Raw genomic sequence first — 17,671 nt, 5'->3', positions numbered from 1 at the left:
GCCTCGCTCCCTTCGGCTCGGTTAACAGGCTGTCACCGACGCCGCGCCAATTCGCCACTTGCCGTGGCCGTGTCCGCCGCCCTAGAGTCCGTCTCGGGACTAAGGGTGCCGTCGCACGCGTTACCAAGACGGGAGTGATTGTCGTGGGTGTCGTTCTCAACATCGAAAACGGGAAGCGGGAACCCGCCTCCATCAAGGATCTCATCGATCTGACGGCGGCCGATATGGGCCGTGTCAACGAATTGATCCTGTCCAAGGCCGGCTCCGACGTCGAGATGATCCCGGAGGTTGCCAACCATCTGATTTCGTCCGGCGGCAAGCGGCTCAGGCCGATGCTGACGCTCGCCGCCGCGCAGATGTTCGGCTATGTCGGCGAGGGCCATGTCAAGCTCGCCACCTCCGTCGAGTTCATGCATACGGCGACGCTTCTCCACGACGATGTCGTCGACGAGAGCGGCATGCGCCGTGGCAAGAAGACCGCGCGCATGATCTGGGGCAACCAGGCGAGCGTGCTGGTCGGCGACTTCCTGCTCGGTCAGGCCTTCCGCATGATGGTCGATGTCGGCTCGCTCGAAGCGCTCGACATCCTGTCCAGCGCCGCCTCGATCATCGCCGAGGGCGAGGTCATGCAGCTGGCCGCCGCCAAGAACCTCGAAACCACCGAGGACGAGCACTTCGCCGTCATCAAGGCCAAGACCGCCGCGCTGTTTTCAGCTGCCGCTGAAGTCGGCCCGGTCATCGCCCAGGCGACCCGCAATGACCGCGCGGCGCTGCGCTCCTACGGCATGAATCTCGGCCTTGCCTTCCAGCTCATCGACGATGCGCTGGATTATGGCGGCACCAGCAAGGATCTCGGCAAGAATGTCGGCGACGATTTCCGCGAGGGCAAGGTGACCTTGCCGGTCATCCTCGCCTATCGGCGCGGCACCAAGGCCGAGCGCACCTTCTGGAAGCGCGCCATCGAGGACAATGTCGTCGACGACGCGGGCCTGGAAAAGGCGATCGGCCTGATGACCCGCCACGGCGCCATCGCCGACACGATCGGCCGCGCCCGCCATTTCGGCGAGATCGCCCGCGATGCGCTGGCGCCGCTGGAGGAAACGCCGCAGAAATCGGCGCTGATCGACGTCATCGATTTCTGCATCAGCCGGGTGAGCTGAGAAGGCCGGCCTTTTCGCGGGCTTCCTGTGGCTTGCGCCGGAGGCAGCAAACTTGCGAATACCGGTCTCGCCGTCTCGACAAGCTGCCCTGCCGCAAATTATCTATAAAACATGGCAAAGGGTACGGACGACACCATCGCGGTGCGCATCAGCAAGGTGCTGGCGGACCGCATCATCTCTGGCGCGATCGAGCCTGGGGCTAGGCTGCGCCAGGATCATGTCGCCGAGGAGTTCCACACCAGCCATGTTCCGGTGCGCGAGGCCTTCCGCCGCCTCGAGGCGCAAGGCCTGGCCGTCAGCGAGCCGCGCCGCGGCGTGCGTGTCGCGGCTTTCGATCTCGGCGAAGTCAAGGAAGTCGCCGAAATGCGAGCAACCCTTGAAGTGCTGGCGCTGCGCCATGCCGCGCCGCATCTGACGTCTTCCATTCTCGATCTCGCCGAAGAAGCGACCAAGGCCGGTGACAAATCCCGCGATGTCAGGTCGTGGGAGGAAGCCAACCGCGCCTTTCACCGGCTGATCCTGGCGCCATGCGCCATGCCGCGCCTGCTCGCCACCATCGACGATCTGCACGCTGCCAGCGCCCGCTTCCTGTTCGCGGCATGGCGCTCGGAGTGGGAGACACGCACCGACCAGGACCATCGGGCGATCCTGACCGCCTTGCGGCAAGGAAACACCGAATCGGCTGTTGCGACGCTGGGGCGGCATGTCCAGTGGATTGGCCGCAAGCCGGTCAAGACGGCTTCCGGCGCGACGCGCGAAGCCTTCGCCATCGTGGGTTAGGGAGATCCTTGCAAGGCAAGACTTGCTATCCCAGCGAAAATGTGGATTCGATAATAGATCGAAAACAGAAATTATCTATAATTTTAAATCGGTCGAAGGAATCCTCATGACAGACATCGCATTCTCGTCTCGCAAGCCGTCCTTCAGCCCGCTCCGGCTCCAGGATCGCTCGCTCGCCTGGCAGGCCGGCGCCGTCGTGCTTGGCACGCTGTTCCTGGCGCTGTCATCCTACATCGAAGTGCCGATGGTGCCGGTCCCCGTGACCATGCAGACCTTCGCCGTAACGCTCATTGGCGCGCTCTATGGCTGGCGGCTTGGCGCCATCACCATCGCCGCCTGGCTGGTCGAGGGTGCGGTCGGCTTTCCGGTTCTGGCCGGGGGTGCTGCCGGCGTAGCGCATTTCGTCGGGCCGACCGGCGGCTATCTCTTCGCCTTCCCGGTCACCGGCGCGCTTGTCGGCTGGTTGGCTGAACGCGGCTGGAACGGCAACAGGGTCGTGCTCGCCTTCATTGCCATGCTGCTCGGCAATCTTGCCTGCCTGGTGCTCGGCACGGCATGGCTCGCCGTGATGATCGGCACTGAGAAGGCCATCACCTTCGGCTTCCTGCCGTTCATCGTCGGCGGTTTGTTGAAGTCGGCGCTGGGTGCCGCGACACTGATGGCGCTTCGCGGCGGCAAGGCCAAGCCGGCCAATCCGTGACGATAAAGCTGCGCGCCCATCACCTCCTTTGCCTGCTCACCTATGTGGGCAAGGGATACGGCCCCGCTTTCACCGCCAATTACGACGGGATCGCGGAGCGCCTGAGCCGGGGCGAGGACATCCTCCTCGTTTCCGGTCCGGACGACATCTGCGCGCCGTTGCTCGATGAGCCGGAACCGCATTGCTTCAACGAGAGCGTCATCGAACGGGACAGGCTTGCTGCGCGCGATGTCGGCAATCTGCTGGCCCGGTCAATCCAGGCCGGCGTCCGCCTCGATCTCGATGCGGCAATTCTGGCGCGGATGCGACAGGCGTTTTCTGGTGGTGGCGTCCGCAAGGCTTGCGACGGCTGTGAATGGAACGAGTTGTGCAGCGCGATAGCGGCCGGCGACTTTCCCGACACCAAGGTGCAGCGATCCGTCGTGCCGGGCTGACCTTGACGCCGGCCTTTCCTCGGTCGAAAATCCGCACCAGCCATGGTTTGTTAATCGGCTGACCCGATTGTGAATTTCAGGCGGATTGAAGCGCGACCCCAAAAAGGCCATGCTTTGCCCGGAAAGATCGAGTCTACGTCGATTCCGCTGACGCGGAGATGGCGCCTGGCTGAAAGGGATACGATGCAGCAAGGACGTGCGCGCTGGCTGACAAGGCTGGCAATTGTGACGGGCATGGCGATTTCGGCTTTGCCGGCCTATGCCAAGCAATCCACCGAACCGGTCAAGATTTCGTCGTTCTCGGGCGCCTATCTGGCCGCCCGGATCGCCGAAGGCGACAACGACCTCGACAGCGCCATCGCCTACTACAAGCAGGCGCTGGCCTTCAATCCGAGCGACACCGGACTGCAACAGAGCCTGATGCTGTCGCTGATCGCGCAAGGCCGCTTCGACGAATCCCTGGTCTATGCCGACAAGCTCAAGGAAGTGCCCGATGTCGAGCGCTTCTCGCGCCTGGCGCTGGCGGTCGATTCCTTCCACAAGAAAGATTTCACCAAGGCGCAATACTGGCTCAAGCTGTCGCTGGAATCCGATCTCGACCGGCTGATCTCCGGCGTCATGTCTGGCTGGGCGCAGCAAGGTGCGGGCGAGCCCACCGACGCGATGGCCTCGATTGACAAACTGCAGGGGCCGGACTGGTTCGGCCTGTTCAAGTCCTTCCACCGCGCCCTGATCGCCGACGCTTCCAACATGCCTGAAAAGGCCGAGGCGATCTACGCCGCGACGATGCAGGACACCACCGCCGGCGGTGCCGCGCCCGAGACCTGGATGCGCAACGCGCAGGCCTATGCCTCGTTCCTGGCCCGCAAGGGCGACAAGGCCAAGGCGATCTCGGTGCTCGACCAGGCCGAGGCGTTTTCGCCGGGCAAGCTGGAAATCGTCGCTTTGCGCGACAGGATCGCCAAGGGCGACAAGATCGCGCCCTTCGTTTCCGGTCCGGCCGACGGTGCTTCCGAAATCCTGCTCGATCTCGCCACTGCGCTCAACCGTGGCGGCGGCGAGCCGTTCGTCCGACTTTACCTGCAATATGCGCTCGCCCTGAGGCCCGACAGCGATGCGGCTCTCGTGCAGCTCGCCGCCGTTGCCGAACAGCTGAAGGACGGCGAGGGCGCCATCGCGCTCTATCGGCGCATCCCTGATTCTTCGCCGCTGAAGGAGCTTTCGGACCTCCAGCTTGGCCTCAACCTTGCCGATCTCGACCGCCATGACGAGGCGATCACCCATCTGAAGGCCTTCGTCGAAGCCCACCCCGACGACATGCGCGCCTATCTGGCGCTCGGCGGGGTCTATTCCTCGAAGGACGATTTCCGTTCGGCCGCCAATCTCTACGACAAGGCCGTCGAGGTGCTGAAGACGCCGACCGCGGCCAACTGGAACATCTTCTACCAGCGCGGCATCGCCTATGAGCGGCTGAAGGAATGGCCGAAAGCCGAGCCGAATTTCCGCAGGGCGCTGGAGTTGCAGCCCGATCAGCCGCAAGTGCTGAACTATCTCGGCTATTCCTGGGTCGATATGAACACGAACCTCAAGGAAGGCCTAGCGATGATCCAGAAGGCCGTGGATCTCAGGCCGAGCGACGGTTACATCGTCGATTCACTGGGTTGGGCCTATTTCCGCCTCGGCAGGTTCGATGACGCAGTGCGCGAAATGGAGCGCGCCGTCTCGCTCAAGCCGGAAGATCCGGTTCTCAACGACCATCTCGGCGACGCTTATTGGCGCGTCGGCCGCAAGCTGGAAGCCACCTTCCAGTGGAACCAGGCGCGCGACCTGAAGCCCGATCCCGATGTGCTGGCCACCTTGCAGCAGAAGCTGATGAAGGGCCTGCCGCCGATCGAGTCCAACACGGCGCAGGAAACCCCGAAGGTGAAGCCAGAGCCGGTGCCTGCCCCGAAAGGGTGAAGTAATTTTTTGAATGCGAACGGGGCTCTTTTCAGGGCCCCGTTTTCGTTTGAAGCGGCGCGCAGTCCTTTAGAAAAGCTTCCGATAGACGACGAAGCCGGAGCGCTCGCCGACCTTGTCATAGAGCTTCATCGCGGTTTGGTTGGTTTCGTGTGTCAGCCAGTACACCCGGCCCGAGCCGGCTGCCTGGGCGCGCTCATAGACGCCTTCGATCAGCGCCCGGCCGATGCCTTTTCCGCGCGAAGCCTGCGTGGTGAAAAGGTCCTGCAAATAGCAGTTCGGTGCGATCGCCGTGGTGCTGCGGTGGAAGAGATAGTGCACGAGGCCGAGGATTTCTTCGCCGCTTTCGGCCACCAGCGCATGCACCGGCTCATAGGCATCGAAGAAGCGCGACCATGTCATCGCGGTGATTTCGCTCGCCAGCGCCGTTTCGCCCGAGCGGCCATAAAATGCGTTGTAGCCATCCCACAGCGGCAGCCATCGGTCGAAATCCTGCCGCGTTATCGGGCGGACAGTGATGGAATTGGGCATGGCTGGACCTGTCGTCGTTGCTGTGGGCAGCAGGGGACGAAGCAGACCGCAGCCTCCCGAGGTCGGCAATGGGCCAGTTCCCAGCAAAACCTTCAACGTTGCGCGGCACCCTCACAGCGGCCGCGTCCCACGCGCCTTGCTTGACGCTTCGCCGTCGTGTCTCTAGGACGTGCCGGCAAGCTAGCCTTTGCTGTCGAGGCCACCGTGACGATTGACCTTCCCGCCCATATGCATCCCAGCCGCTCGTTCCAGGGGCTGATCCTGACCTTGCACAATTACTGGGCGGCCTATGGTTGCGTCATCCTCCAGCCCTACGACATGGAAGTCGGCGCCGGCACATTTCACCCGGCAACGACGCTGCGCGCACTCGGGCCGCGGCGCTGGAACGCCGCCTACGTCCAGCCCTCGCGCCGCCCCAAGGATGGCCGCTATGGCGAGAACCCCAACCGGCTGCAGCATTATTACCAGTACCAGGTGATCCTGAAGCCGAACCCACCGAACCTGCAGGAGCTCTATCTCGGCTCGCTGGCGGCGATCGGCGTCGATCCGCTGCTGCATGACATCCGTTTTGTCGAGGACGACTGGGAGAGCCCGACGCTGGGCGCCTGGGGGCTTGGCTGGGAATGCTGGTGCGACGGCATGGAAGTCTCGCAGTTCACCTATTTCCAACAGGTCTGCGGCATCGAATGCGCGCCGGTGGCCGGCGAGCTGACCTACGGGCTGGAGCGGCTGGCCATGTATGTGCAGGGTGTCGACAACATCTACGACCTCAACTTCAATGGCCGTGAAGGTGCCGAAAAGGTTACCTATGGTGACGTCTTCCTGCAGGCCGAGCAGGAATATTCGCGCCACAATTTCGAATACGCCAACACGGCGATGCTGCTCAGGCATTTCGAGGACGCCGAAGCCGAGTGCAAGGCGCTGCTCGATGCCGGTGCGCCGGCTTCGAACGACAATCTGCCGATGCACAAGATGGTCTTCCCGGCCTACGACCAGTGCATCAAGGCCAGCCATGTCTTCAACCTGCTCGATGCGCGCGGCGTGATCTCCGTCACCGAGCGGCAAAGCTACATCCTGCGGGTGCGCAATCTGGCGAAGGCTTGCGGCGAGGCGTTTTTGAAGACGCAGGCGGGTGGATTGGCAGCCTGAGTTTCAGGCACCCTTCATCAATTCGAGGGAAGCGCTGATCGGCGACAGGGTCTGGCCGTTCTGCCCTGCCATCGTCCGCAGCGCTTGCCGCACACCCGGCATCGAGAAGGCACCGTGGACCTGCGCCGTGAAGCAGGCGCTGAGTGCGAGGATTTGCAGAAGTCTGGATGCCGTTTTCATCGTCGTTGAGCCAATAGGTCCCTGCCTGAGCGTGTGTCGCTCCAGCGCTGCGTTCGGTTCATGGAAATCTTTGATCCAAGGACGGGCGGGGTCGCCGCGCCCCGACAGGGCGGCCAAAATTTCTGGAAAGGGTGACAGCGGCCAGCCGAGTTGCTATGCCCTCTTTACCTCCCCCTGGATGGGGGAGGTCGCCGCGCAGCGGCGGGTGGGGGTGACAGCGCGACGTTCCATGCCGAAACTCAATCGGTTCAAGCTGCAGTCCGCGCAACGGCTTCGTGCGGCAATGACCGACGAGGAGCGTATCCTGTGGCGGCATCTCTGGCGCATTCCAGTCGAAGGCACTCATTTCCGCAAACAGGCGTCGGTCGGTATCTACTTCCCCGATTTCATCTCACATCGGCTGAAGCTCATCATCGAGGTGGACGGTTCGCATCACAGCTTCGATGACCAGCGACGCCATGACGAGCGTCGAACAAAATGGTTTGAGAGCCAGGGTTATCGCGTCATCCGCTTCTGGAACCATGAAATCAAAAACGAACTGGATTCCGTGCTCGATACGATTTATGCGGCGGTGGAAGAACGAAAATCCCACCTTGGCCCGCAAGACGCCGAAGGCGCTTGAGACTGAGACGCCGCCACCCCACCCCGGCGCTAACGCGCCGACCCTCCCCATCAAGGGGAGGGTGAGGAGCTAACTATGCCTGACCTGCTTCTAGAACTTCGCTCCGAGGAAATTCCCGCCCGCATGCAGCGCAAGGCGGCGGGCGATTTGCGGAAGATGCTGACCGACGGTCTGGTCGAGGCGGGTTTGACCTATGAGGCGGCGCGCGAGTACTGGACGCCGCGGCGCCTGACGCTGGACATCAGGGGCCTGACTGCCCGCTCGAAAGATATAAGCGAGGAAATCAAGGGGCCTTCCACTACCGCGCCGGAACAGGCGGTCCAGGGGTTCCTGCGCAAGGCCGGCCTGTCTTCGGTCGCCGAGGCGCATGTCCATTCCGACCCGAAGAAGGGCGACTTCTATGTCGCCCACATTTCAAAGCCGGGCAGGGCGGCCGAACAGATCATCGCCGACTTGGTACCGGACATCATTCGCAATTTCCCCTGGCCGAAATCGATGCGCTGGGGGCCGGCCTCGGCCAAGCCGGGCTCGCTGCGCTGGGTGCGGCCGCTGCAATCGATCCTGTGCACCTTCGGCCCGGAGACCGAGGAGCCTGTCGTGGTCGATTTCGAGATCGACGGCATCCGCTCCGGCAACATCACCTACGGCCACCGCTTCCTCGCGCCTGATGAAATCACCGTGCGTCGCTTCGACGATTATGTGAGCAAACTGGAAGCGGCCAAGGTCGTGCTCGATGCCGACCGGCGCAAGGAGATCATCCTCGCCGACGCCCGCAACCTCGCTTTCGCCAACGGGCTCGACCTGGTCGAGGACGAAGGCTTGCTGGAAGAGGTGTCCGGGCTGGTTGAATGGCCTGTCGTACTGATGGGCGAGTTCGAGCAGGCGTTCCTCGCCATTCCGGCCGAAGTGATCCGGCTGACCATCCGCGCCAACCAGAAGTGCTTTGTCACGCGTCCGCAAAGTGAAAGCGACGCGCTTTCCAACCGCTTCATCCTCACCGCCAACATCGAGGCCAAGGACGGCGGCAAGGAGATTGCGCATGGCAACGGCAAGGTGGTGCGCGCCCGGCTCTCCGACGCGCTCTATTTTTGGACGACCGACCAGGGCGATCTGCCGGATCTCGCTGCGCTTGAAGCATCGGCTGAAAAGTTCGGGCTCGATCTGAAAAGGCCGCTCGACCAACGCATGGCGCGGCTCGACCATCTCAATGTGACGTTCCATGCCAAGCTCGGCACACAGGGCGAGCGCGTGGAGCGGATCAAGCGATTGGCGGAGGAGCTGGCGCCGATCGTCGGCGCCGATCCCGCGCTCGCCGCGCGCGCCGCGGTTCTCGCCAAGGCCGATCTGCAGACCGAAGTGGTCGGCGAATTCCCGGAATTGCAGGGCGCCATGGGCCGCAAATATGCGCTGCTGCAAGGCGAGCATCCATCCGTGGCCGCAGCCATCGAGGAACACTACAAGCCGCAGGGCCCGTCCGACTATGTGCCGAGCGATCCGGTGTCGGTCGCCGTCGCGCTCGCTGACAAGCTGGATACACTGGTCGGCTTTTGGGCCATCGATGAAAAGCCGACAGGGTCGAAGGACCCGTATGCGCTACGCCGTGCCGCGCTGGGCGTGGTGAGGCTGGTGTTGGATAGCGAGACGCCGGCAATTCTCCTTCCGATCATAGCTGGACATCGAGAAATCATCGAACAACAGATCGACCGACGGCACGCTGAAGAGCAGGCCAAGTTGAGCGGCGACTATGTGAGCTCACGAGCGCATGTCGGTGACGGAAAGTCGGAGGATCGCGACCTCCTGGCCTTCTTCCACGACCGCCTGAAAGTCTACCTGCGCGACAAGGGCGCTCGTCACGATCTCATCGACGCGGTCATCACGCCGCAGTCCGACGACCTCTTGCAGATCGTCCGCCGCGTCGAAGCACTCGGCTCCTTCCTCGATACCGAGGATGGCAAGAACCTGCTCGCCGGCACCAAGCGTGCGGCCAACATCCTGGCTGCCGAGGAGAAGAAGAAAACGGCGATTGCCGAAGCCGTTGAGCCGGCTCTGTTCCAGGAGAATGCCGAGAAATCGCTGTTTGCGGCGGTGAATCAGGCCGAGAAGCAAGCCGGCGAAGCGATTCAAAACGAAGACTTTTCCGCTGCCATGCTGGCGCTTAGCGTGTTGCGCGAACCCGTTGATTCATTCTTTGAGGGTGTTCTCGTGAATGATGAGGACTTGTCCGTACGTGCCAACCGTCTGGCGCTGCTCGCCCGCATCCGTGCGGCCACCGGTCAGGTCGCCGATTTCGCGAAAATAGCGGGTTGAGAGCTTAAGAAAAATATCTGCGAGCCGGCCGTTCGAGCCGGCTTACAGTCATATGACGATGATCTCTCCGTGGCAAAAGGGACATGTTCCCCAACCCAACGGAGGCTTCCATGAATTCCGATCACGACATCGAAGTGACTGAAGAAACCTCGGCTCCTGTCGAGGCGCTTGAAACCGCTTCCGAAACCGCTCTCGATCACGCCGCCGCTGCCACGGTCGAAGCCGCCGATCAGTCTGATGATGAGGACGGCGACGAAGAAGAAGGCGACGACGAAGACGGCGAAGAGTCTGACGAAGACGACGCTGAAGCCGATGACGCCGTAAAGGCCGAAGGCGATGACGCTGAAGGCGAAGAAGAATCCGAAGAAGATGACGACAAGGAAGAAGCGGCCTGAAATTTTAGTCCGGTTCTGTCGAAAAAAGGGCGGCGCATTGGCGCCGCCCTTTTTTGTTGATGTTCCCCGATGCTGACTTGTCAGTTTTCCAGGATGCTGACGCGTACGCTGTCCTCGTAGACATCGACCTGGATCAGCGGTTCGCCATTGACGATGGCGCGCTTGGTCGAAGAACTCATCGCGCCGGGACGCTCCAGCATGCGCTGCAGATCGGCGCGCTGGTCGTTGGTCCTGAACCAGGCATCGGCCTCATCGTCGCTGTCGCGGCGATGGAACTTATGCCAGTTGGCGCGATCCTGCCGCACCATTTGCGCGGCGCTGTCCAGCGCATAGCCGTCGCTCGCCTGATGATCGCGGTCGGAAATGCGCGCGACATAGGACCCCAGCATGTCATCGGCTTGCGCTGCACTGGCGCCCAGCAGCGAGGCCAGCAGAAGCCCGGCCACGGTAACGGTCTTGGATATTCTCATGATCAACCCCCTTTGAACGACGAAACCCGTTTGCCAGAGCCGCCCGAGCAGCCAGATAGGCCAGGACGAGCTCGCGCGACAATGGTGCGCCGGGCGCCGTCAAGCTGTCAACGATCTGGCCAGGCCACCAGTTTGTGTGCCGCTACTTGACCTTGCCGACCCCGGGAACGGGCGCGGTCGGTGCAGGTGCGGGTGCCGGCGCGGTCGGCTTCTTCTGTGCGTCCGGGGTCGGAGCGGCCGAAGCGGTCGCCTTAGCCGGCGCCGCGGCGGTGGTCGCGGCGGGTGCCTTGCCTTGCGTCGGTGTCGAGAAGTCGCCGCCGACGACGCCGCCACGAATGATCATCGGGCCTGGCATGAAACCGTGCCGTGCCTCAGGGGCGTTCGGGATCGCCGCCACCTTCTCATAAGTGACGTCGGGCTCGCCAAGCGCAACGACGGACACCACATCGCTTGCATCGCTATCGGCTGCCTTCAACATGAGGATGGAGGGCGTCGCGGCCGGTGGGCCGGGAAAGACGAGCGATGAGGCCTGAGTTCCGCTGCTCAACGCCGCCAGGGTGATCCCCAGCAAGATACGCACAGACACGATGACCACTCCCCTTTGCCCAAGCCCGAATGGTAGCGGACCGGAATTGATACCGGCTTTCGCGGAAACATAGCATTTTAGGAATTGATAAATCGCCAAGGGCCTCTCTTGCCGAACAGCCGGCTTGCCCAACAGCCGCCATCGTACTACGCAGCCGCCATCTGCGAGGTGATGAGAGTGGCTGAGATACTTGCCGTTGGCGAAGCGTTGGAGCGGGCGCTGGCTCTGCTCCAGGGCGGCGATGTCGTCGCCATCCCGACGGAAACCGTCTACGGACTTGCCGGCGACGCGACCAACGGCATCGGCGTGGCGCGCATTTTCGAGGCCAAGGGACGGCCGCGCTTCAACCCGCTGATCGCCCATGTCGCCGACATGGACATGGCCGAGCGCATCGCTGTGTTCGATCCGCTGTCGAGAAAACTGGCGCTGGCTTTCTGGCCGGGTCCGCTGACCCTGGTGCTGCCGCAGCGGTCCGGCAATGGCATTCATCCGCTCGTCACCGCCGGGCTCGACACGATCGCCTTGCGCATGCCGAGGGGCTTTGGCGGCGACCTCATAGCAAAGCTCGGCCGGCCGCTTGCCGCGCCCAGCGCCAATTCATCCGGCAAGATCAGCGCGACGACGGCGCAAGCGGTGGCGGCTGATCTCGGCGCCCGCATCAAGCTGGTCGTCGATGGCGGCGCGACGCCGGTCGGGCTGGAATCGACCATCGTCAAGGCCGAAGGCGAAAAACTGCGCCTGCTTCGGCCCGGCGGCATTGCCGCCGAGGAGATCGAGGCGGCCCTCGGGGTGAAGCTGTTGCGCGGTGGTGCCGCCGGCGTCGAGGCGCCGGGCATGCTGGCCTCGCACTACGCGCCAGGTGCCGCGATGCGGCTAAACGCCGACACGGTTGACAAAGACGAAGCGTTGCTCGGCTTCGGCGGCCAGCGGGCTGATGGCTGGCGCCATGCGGCTGCCTTCCGCAATTTGTCGGTATCTGGCGATCTGCGCGAAGCCGCGAGCAATCTGTTCGCCTACATGCAGGATCTCGATCGCAGTGGCGCGCGCACCATTGCGGTCGAGACGATTCCCTTCGACGGGCTCGGAGAAGCCATCAACGACCGGCTTTCGCGTGCGGCCGCCCCTCGTGACAACACTGAGCCCACACCGTAGTTTTCCCACATGACCGAAATTGCAAAGACACTCGACCCCGCTCTGATCGACCGCTTTGCGGCCATCGTCGGCGACAAATACGCGCTGCGCGACGAGCAGGACATTGCGCCTTACCTCATTGAGCGGCGCGGGCTCTGGCACGGCGCGACATCGCTGGTGCTGCGGCCGGGCAGTGTCGACGAGGTCAGCCGGATCATGCGGCTGGCGACCGAGACGGGAACGCCCATCGTGCCGCAAAGCGGCAACACCGGTCTGGTCGGCGCCCAGGTGCCGGACAGATCCGGCCGCGAGGTCATCCTGTCGCTGTCGCGGCTGAACCGGATCCGCGAGATCGATGTCCTGTCCAACACGGTGACGGTAGAGGCCGGCGTCATCCTGCAGACGCTGCAGGAGGCGGCCGATGCCGCCGACCGGCTGTTTCCGCTGTCGCTCGCCGCGCAAGGCTCCTGCCAGATCGGCGGCAACCTTTCTTCCAATGCCGGTGGCACCGGCGTGCTTGCCTATGGCAATGCGCGCGAACTCTGCCTCGGCGTCGAGGTGGTGCTGCCGACAGGCGAGGTGTTTGACGATCTGCGCAAGCTGAAGAAGGACAACACCGGCTACGATTTGAAGAACCTGTTCGTCGGCGCCGAAGGCACGCTCGGCATCATCACCGCCGCTGTCTTGAAGCTCTTCCCGAGGCCGAAGGGCAGGGAGGTCGCCTTTGCCGGCATGTCGTCGCCCAAGGCGGCGCTGTCGCTCTTTACCTTGGCGATGGACCGGGCCGGCGCCTCGCTCACCGCTTTCGAGCTGATCGGTAAAAGGCCTTACGACTTCACGCTGAAGCATGGCCAAGGCATCACGCGGCCGCTGGCCGATGATTGGCCATGGTATGTGCTGATGCAGGTCTCTTCAGGACGTTCCGAGGAAGACGGCAGGGCGCTGATCGAGGAGATTCTGGGCGAAGCGCTCGAGCAAGGTATCATCGGCGACGCAGTGGTCTCGGCAAGCTTTGCCCAGGGCGATGCCTTCTGGAATTTCCGCGAGACGCTACCCGAGTGCCAGAAGCCCGAGGGCGCTTCGATCAAGCACGACATCTCGGTGCCGACAGCCGCGATCCCGGAATTCATCGACAAGGCGGCTGGCGTGGTGGAAGGGGTCTGCCCCGGCGCGCGCGTGGTCTGCTTCGGCCACATGGGCGACGGCAATCTGCATTACAACATCTCGCGCCCCGTGGACTGGCAGGACGAGGCGTTTCTCGCCCTCTACCATCCCATGAACCATGCCGTGCACGATGTCGTGCGGTCCTTTCATGGATCGATCTCGGCCGAGCACGGCATCGGCCAGTTGAAGCGCGACGAACTGATCGCCACCGCGCCGCCGATGGCCATCGATCTGATGCGCAGGGTGAAAGCCGCCTTCGATCCGGCCGGCATCATGAATCCGGGTAAGGTTATCTGATCCTTTCAACATCTTGTGGTCGGTGGCATTCCGATAACCATCCCTGAGATCAGCAAAATTTAACCGACTTTCTTAAGCGCGGCGGTAAGGAGCCCGCGCTACTGTTTCCCCATAACGAGGCCGGGAAAACTGGCCCGGAGAGAACCGGACACCGGCTCTCAGGAGACAGACAGGAAGGCACTCTATGAACACTGGACTGAAGCCAGTCTGGGCGGGACGCAACATGCGCCTCGACCCATTCCGCCTGCCGCAGGTGGTGAGCTACGCCACGCGCGACGATTATGGCGACGTGACGTTCACCATCGACCATCGCGGCGCCGTCATCCGCCGCCTGCTCGAGATGAGCGGTGTGCCGGCGATCATCGCACTGCCAGCCAATGCGTTCCGCGGCGTTGCCGCCCGCGCGATGGAGGATCCGGACGGCAATGTTACGGTGACCCTGGAACTCCTGCACAATGATCCGATGCTGTCGGTACCGCTTTTGGTGGCCGACGATCTCGAAGATGTCGCCGCCGACTGGCGCGCCTGGGCCGATGCCTATCGCCTGCCGATGCTCTTGATCGAATCGGACGGCGTCGCCCGCACGCTTGAGGAATCACTTGGCGCTGCCATCAAGACGCTGCCGCCGCAGGACCGCCGCAAGGGCCGTGTTTCGAACACACGCCGCCCGCGCTTCCTCGCCCGCCGCAGGGCCGGCAACCTCGGTCTCAGGCTGGTCATCGACGGCCAGGAGATCATTTCAAGGGATTGAGAAGCGGTCCGCGATAGCGGGCGAAAAGCCAATTGCTTGGCTTTTCGAGCTTCGAACGCCCTGAGCCTGCGAAGGGCCTAGGGCGTGGAAAAGCAGCCGCTACACCAGCGGCTTCAGCGCTACCCACAACGCGCCACCGATCAGGCCGAGGAAGATCAGCCAGCCGACCTGGTTGTTCGACCGGAACAGCCGCAGGCATTGGTCGGGATCGTTGATATCCAGAACCGCGATCTGCCGGGCCATATGGGCGCCGGCGGCAATCAATCCGGCCAGCGCCACCACCGGCGCCTGCGCCGACGCGAAGGCGATGGCAAAGCAGATCAGCGTGCCGCCATAAAGCCCGGCCAGCCACGCCTTGGTGTTGTCGCCGAACAGCCGTGCCGTCGAGCGCACGCCGACAATGGCGTCGTCTTCCTTGTCCTGATGCGCATAGATCGTGTCGTAGCCGATCACCCACAGGATCGAGCCGATATAGAGCATGATGGCGGGGCCATCGAGATCGCCGAATTCGACCGCCCATCCCATCAGCGCGCCCCAGGAAAAGGCAAGGCCGAGAAACAATTGCGGCCAGTTGGTTATCCGCTTCATGAATGGATAGATGGCAACGATCGCCAGCGAACAGACGCCGAGCAGGATGGCGAAGCTGTTGAACTGCAGGAGCACCGCCAGGCCGACCAGGGCCTGCAGGACAAGGAACAGCCAGGCCCGCCGGCGTGTGGTCTGGCCTGACGGCAGCGGACGCGAGCGGGTGCGTTCGACCTGGTTGTCAATGCCTTCGTCGACGATGTCGTTATAGGTGCAGCCGGCACCGCGCATGGCGATGGCGCCGGCCAGGAACAGCACGAGATACCATGGCGCCGGCAGCAGCGAGAGCAGCGGGTCGCCGGGGCGCGGATAGGCGCTCGCGGCGAGTGCGGCCGACCACCAGCATGGCCACAAGAGCAATTGCCAGCCGATCGGCCTGTCCCATCGCGCAAGCTGCGCATAGGGCCAGATCGAGCGTGGCAGCACGCGGTAGACCCAATGGCCGTTCGGCGCATCGGCAACACGGCCCTGGGCGGCTTTCGACTGGATCGGTTCCATGCCCATGGAGTGGCAGCAGCCGCGGAAACCGTCAAGCCGCAAGCGGATGAGGGGCGACCGTCAGCCCGTCAGGAGGTGAAGATGTCGCGCTTGGAAAACCAGTCTTTCGCCGTCTCGACGAAGGCCAGTGCCGCGTTCGACACGCGCTGATGCGTGTCATAGGTGAGAATGATCCGCTGCATGGGCAGCGGATCCGACAGCGGCTTGCAGATCAGGGGCAGGCCGTCATAGCTGCGGTCGCCATGCGGGCGGGTATAGCTGACCGCGACGCCAAAACCGTTCGCCACCATGCTGCGCTGGAGTTCGAACGAACTTGTCGCCCTGTCGGCCACCGGCGAGAGGTCGCGGCTGCGGAACAGGTCGAGCATATGCTGCCAGCTCTGCGGCTGGTCCGTCGTGATCAGCGGATAGGCGGCCAGATCCGCCAGGCTGACCTCGGGGCGATCCGCCAGCGCATGGCCTGCCGGCAACAGCGCATGCGGTCGCAACTCATGCAGCAGGATGCGGGCGAAATGCGAGGGCAGACCAAGATCATAGCTGAGCCCGAGATCGATGGCGGCGTCCACCAGACGTCGCCCGAGCGTCTCGAACGTTTCGTCGCGCACGATCACCGCGACGCTTGGATGGCGTTCAGAAAATGCGCGGATGAGACCCGGCGCGAAGTAGGGCGCCAGATCCTCGAAACATCCAAGCACCAGTTCGCCGCCGACAGCTGAGTTGCCCGAACCCAGGCTCATGAGTTCGTCCGTCTCGGCAAGAACCTGTTTTGCCTTCGCCACGACGACACGGCCGAAGGAGGTCAGCGAAACGCCGCTTCCGCGCTGGCGCACGAAGAGTTTTTGGCCGAAGTCTTTTTCGATTACGTCGATCGCCACCGAAATCGATGGCTGCGAGATGTTGAGAGCCCTGGCCGCACCGGTCACGCTGCCGTGGCGGGCGACAGCGACCAGATAACGCAACTGGGTGAGGGTCGGACTCATAGCTAAATCCTATATCTCAGATGAGAAGTTATTATTTTACTGAATGAATTGCTGTTGCGATAGTCGGGTCATTCCAAGAGGAGAAACGTCATGGCTTCCCAAACTGCTACCCGTGCAATCAAAACCGACATCATCGACGCGGATACAATCGCCGACTACCAGCGCGACGGCGCGGTTTGCATCCGCGGCGCCTTCAAGGGCTGGGTCGACACGATCGCGGCCGGCATCGAGCGCAACATGCAGAACCGCAGCGCCACCGCATCTGATATCGCCAATGGTCGCGGCAGTTTCTTCGACGACTACTGCAACTGGGAGCGCATTCCCGAATTCGTCGAGGTGGTGCGGAAATCGCCGGCCGCGCAAATCGCGGCGGCGGTGATGCAGTCACGCACCGCGCAGTTTTTCCACGATCACGTGCTGGTCAAGGAACCCGGCACGCAGAAGCCGACGCCCTGGCATCAGGACATCCCCTATTATTTCGTCGATGGCCAGCAGACGGTCAGCTTCTGGATCCCCATCGACCCGGTGAAGGAGGCGACGCTGCGCCTGATTGCCGGCTCTCACAAATGGGACAAGATGATCCTGCCGGTGCGCTGGCTCGACGACAGCAATTTCTACGCCGGCGAGGGCGACTATTTACCGGTGCCGGATCCCGACAACGATCCGTCGATGAAGGTTCTCGAATGGGAGATGGAGCCGGGTGACGCCATCCTGTTCGACTTCCGCACCGCGCATGGCGCGCGCGGCAACCCGACCGCGGCACGGCGCCGGGCGCTGTCGCTGCGCTGGGTCGGCGACGATGCTCATTATGTCGAGCGGCCGGGCCGCACATCGCCGCCCTATCACGGCCATGGCATGCAGCCGGGCCAGAAATTGCGCGAGGACTGGTTCCCGATCGTTTTCCCCGGCTGAAGCGGGCCAGAATATGGGCGCCGGAATTCGGCGCCCATATTCTGCCGGGGATAACGTTCCCGTGCGCAATTCGGATCAAA

General features: G+C 63.1%; 18 protein-coding genes. 13 read left to right on the top strand and 5 right to left on the bottom strand.

What is annotated here, in order from left to right; translation table 11 throughout:
* Positions 1–143 precede the first annotated feature (143 nt).
* The 5 genes from AC56QX_RS29665 (at position 144) to AC56QX_RS29645 (ending at position 5,033) form a co-directional block, all read left to right on the top strand.
* A complete protein-coding gene (locus tag AC56QX_RS29665; RefSeq protein WP_497112074.1) occupies positions 144–1,160 on the top strand; it encodes a polyprenyl synthetase family protein in 1,017 nt (338 codons plus the stop codon).
* Positions 1,161–1,271: 111 nt separating this feature from the next.
* The gene (locus AC56QX_RS29660; protein WP_497112073.1) at positions 1,272–1,940 is read left to right on the top strand and encodes a GntR family transcriptional regulator; all 669 of its coding nucleotides are present in this window, start codon (positions 1,272–1,274) and stop codon (positions 1,938–1,940) included.
* A 106-nt stretch (positions 1,941–2,046) separates the two neighbouring features.
* Positions 2,047–2,640, top strand: coding sequence for a biotin transporter BioY (locus tag AC56QX_RS29655; protein ID WP_497112072.1), 594 nt, complete (start codon positions 2,047–2,049; stop codon positions 2,638–2,640).
* Positions 2,637–3,074 carry a DUF1284 domain-containing protein gene (locus AC56QX_RS29650; protein WP_497112071.1) on the top strand — a complete coding sequence of 146 codons (438 nt, stop codon included), beginning with the start codon at positions 2,637–2,639 and terminating at the stop codon, positions 3,072–3,074. Before AC56QX_RS29655 ends, AC56QX_RS29650 begins: the two co-directional genes overlap by 4 nt.
* Positions 3,075–3,257: 183 nt before the next feature.
* Entirely contained in the window at positions 3,258–5,033 is a 1,776-nt protein-coding gene (locus AC56QX_RS29645) for a tetratricopeptide repeat protein (protein ID WP_497112070.1), read from the top strand.
* A gap of 69 nt (positions 5,034–5,102) precedes the next feature.
* Here the strand turns inward: AC56QX_RS29645 and AC56QX_RS29640 are convergent, their stop codons facing one another.
* Positions 5,103–5,564: a GNAT family N-acetyltransferase gene (locus AC56QX_RS29640; RefSeq protein WP_497112068.1), complete on the bottom strand. Its 462-nt coding sequence runs from the start codon at positions 5,562–5,564 to the stop codon at positions 5,103–5,105.
* A 228-nt stretch (positions 5,565–5,792) separates the two neighbouring features.
* Here AC56QX_RS29640 and AC56QX_RS29635 point away from each other — a divergent pair, with 228 nt between their 5' ends.
* From AC56QX_RS29635 to AC56QX_RS29620, 4 genes are all read left to right on the top strand, one after another.
* Positions 5,793–6,713: a glycine--tRNA ligase subunit alpha gene (locus AC56QX_RS29635; RefSeq protein ID WP_497117961.1), complete on the top strand. Its 921-nt coding sequence runs from the start codon at positions 5,793–5,795 to the stop codon at positions 6,711–6,713.
* Positions 6,697–7,515, top strand: coding sequence for an endonuclease domain-containing protein (locus AC56QX_RS29630; RefSeq protein ID WP_497112066.1), 819 nt, complete (start codon positions 6,697–6,699; stop codon positions 7,513–7,515). Before AC56QX_RS29635 ends, AC56QX_RS29630 begins: the two co-directional genes overlap by 17 nt.
* A gap of 75 nt (positions 7,516–7,590) precedes the next feature.
* Entirely contained in the window at positions 7,591–9,822 is a 2,232-nt protein-coding gene (gene glyS, locus AC56QX_RS29625) for a glycine--tRNA ligase subunit beta (RefSeq protein ID WP_497112064.1), read from the top strand.
* A gap of 110 nt (positions 9,823–9,932) precedes the next feature.
* Complete coding sequence (locus AC56QX_RS29620; RefSeq protein ID WP_497112062.1) at positions 9,933–10,217, top strand: ATPase; 285 nt, start codon at positions 9,933–9,935, stop codon at positions 10,215–10,217.
* Between the two features lie 80 nt (positions 10,218–10,297).
* Here AC56QX_RS29620 and AC56QX_RS29615 read toward each other — a convergent pair whose 3' ends face one another.
* A complete protein-coding gene (locus tag AC56QX_RS29615) occupies positions 10,298–10,687 on the bottom strand; it encodes a hypothetical protein (protein WP_477219685.1) in 390 nt (129 codons plus the stop codon).
* Positions 10,688–10,829: 142 nt separating this feature from the next.
* Positions 10,830–11,273: a hypothetical protein gene (locus AC56QX_RS29610; RefSeq protein ID WP_497112060.1), complete on the bottom strand. Its 444-nt coding sequence runs from the start codon at positions 11,271–11,273 to the stop codon at positions 10,830–10,832.
* A 177-nt stretch (positions 11,274–11,450) separates the two neighbouring features.
* Between AC56QX_RS29610 and AC56QX_RS29605 the strand changes: the two genes are divergently transcribed.
* The 3 genes from AC56QX_RS29605 (at position 11,451) to AC56QX_RS29595 (ending at position 14,616) form a co-directional block, all read left to right on the top strand.
* Positions 11,451–12,425, top strand: a complete 975-nt coding sequence (locus AC56QX_RS29605; protein ID WP_497112058.1) for an L-threonylcarbamoyladenylate synthase — start codon at positions 11,451–11,453, stop codon at positions 12,423–12,425.
* A 9-nt stretch (positions 12,426–12,434) separates the two neighbouring features.
* A complete protein-coding gene (locus AC56QX_RS29600; RefSeq protein ID WP_497112056.1) occupies positions 12,435–13,865 on the top strand; it encodes an FAD-binding oxidoreductase in 1,431 nt (476 codons plus the stop codon).
* 184 nt (positions 13,866–14,049) lie between these two features.
* Positions 14,050–14,616, top strand: coding sequence for a DUF6101 family protein (locus AC56QX_RS29595; RefSeq protein WP_496627474.1), 567 nt, complete (start codon positions 14,050–14,052; stop codon positions 14,614–14,616).
* Positions 14,617–14,715: 99 nt separating this feature from the next.
* On the opposite strand, the gene ubiA is transcribed toward AC56QX_RS29595, so the two are convergent.
* Positions 14,716–15,699: a 4-hydroxybenzoate octaprenyltransferase gene (ubiA, locus tag AC56QX_RS29590; RefSeq protein WP_497117959.1), complete on the bottom strand. Its 984-nt coding sequence runs from the start codon at positions 15,697–15,699 to the stop codon at positions 14,716–14,718.
* Positions 15,700–15,767: 68 nt separating this feature from the next.
* On the bottom strand, positions 15,768–16,679 hold the full coding sequence (locus tag AC56QX_RS29585) for a LysR family transcriptional regulator (protein ID WP_497112055.1): 912 nt from the start codon (positions 16,677–16,679) through the stop codon (positions 15,768–15,770).
* A 90-nt stretch (positions 16,680–16,769) separates the two neighbouring features.
* Here AC56QX_RS29585 and AC56QX_RS29580 point away from each other — a divergent pair, with 90 nt between their 5' ends.
* Positions 16,770–17,591 (top strand): phytanoyl-CoA dioxygenase family protein, encoded by an 822-nt coding sequence (locus AC56QX_RS29580; protein WP_497112054.1) that lies wholly within the window; start codon positions 16,770–16,772, stop codon positions 17,589–17,591.
* Positions 17,592–17,671 lie beyond the last annotated feature (80 nt).

The organism is Mesorhizobium sp. RCAM 06353 (assembly GCF_059683585.1).
This window is presented reverse-complemented; position numbering and strand designations above follow the sequence as displayed.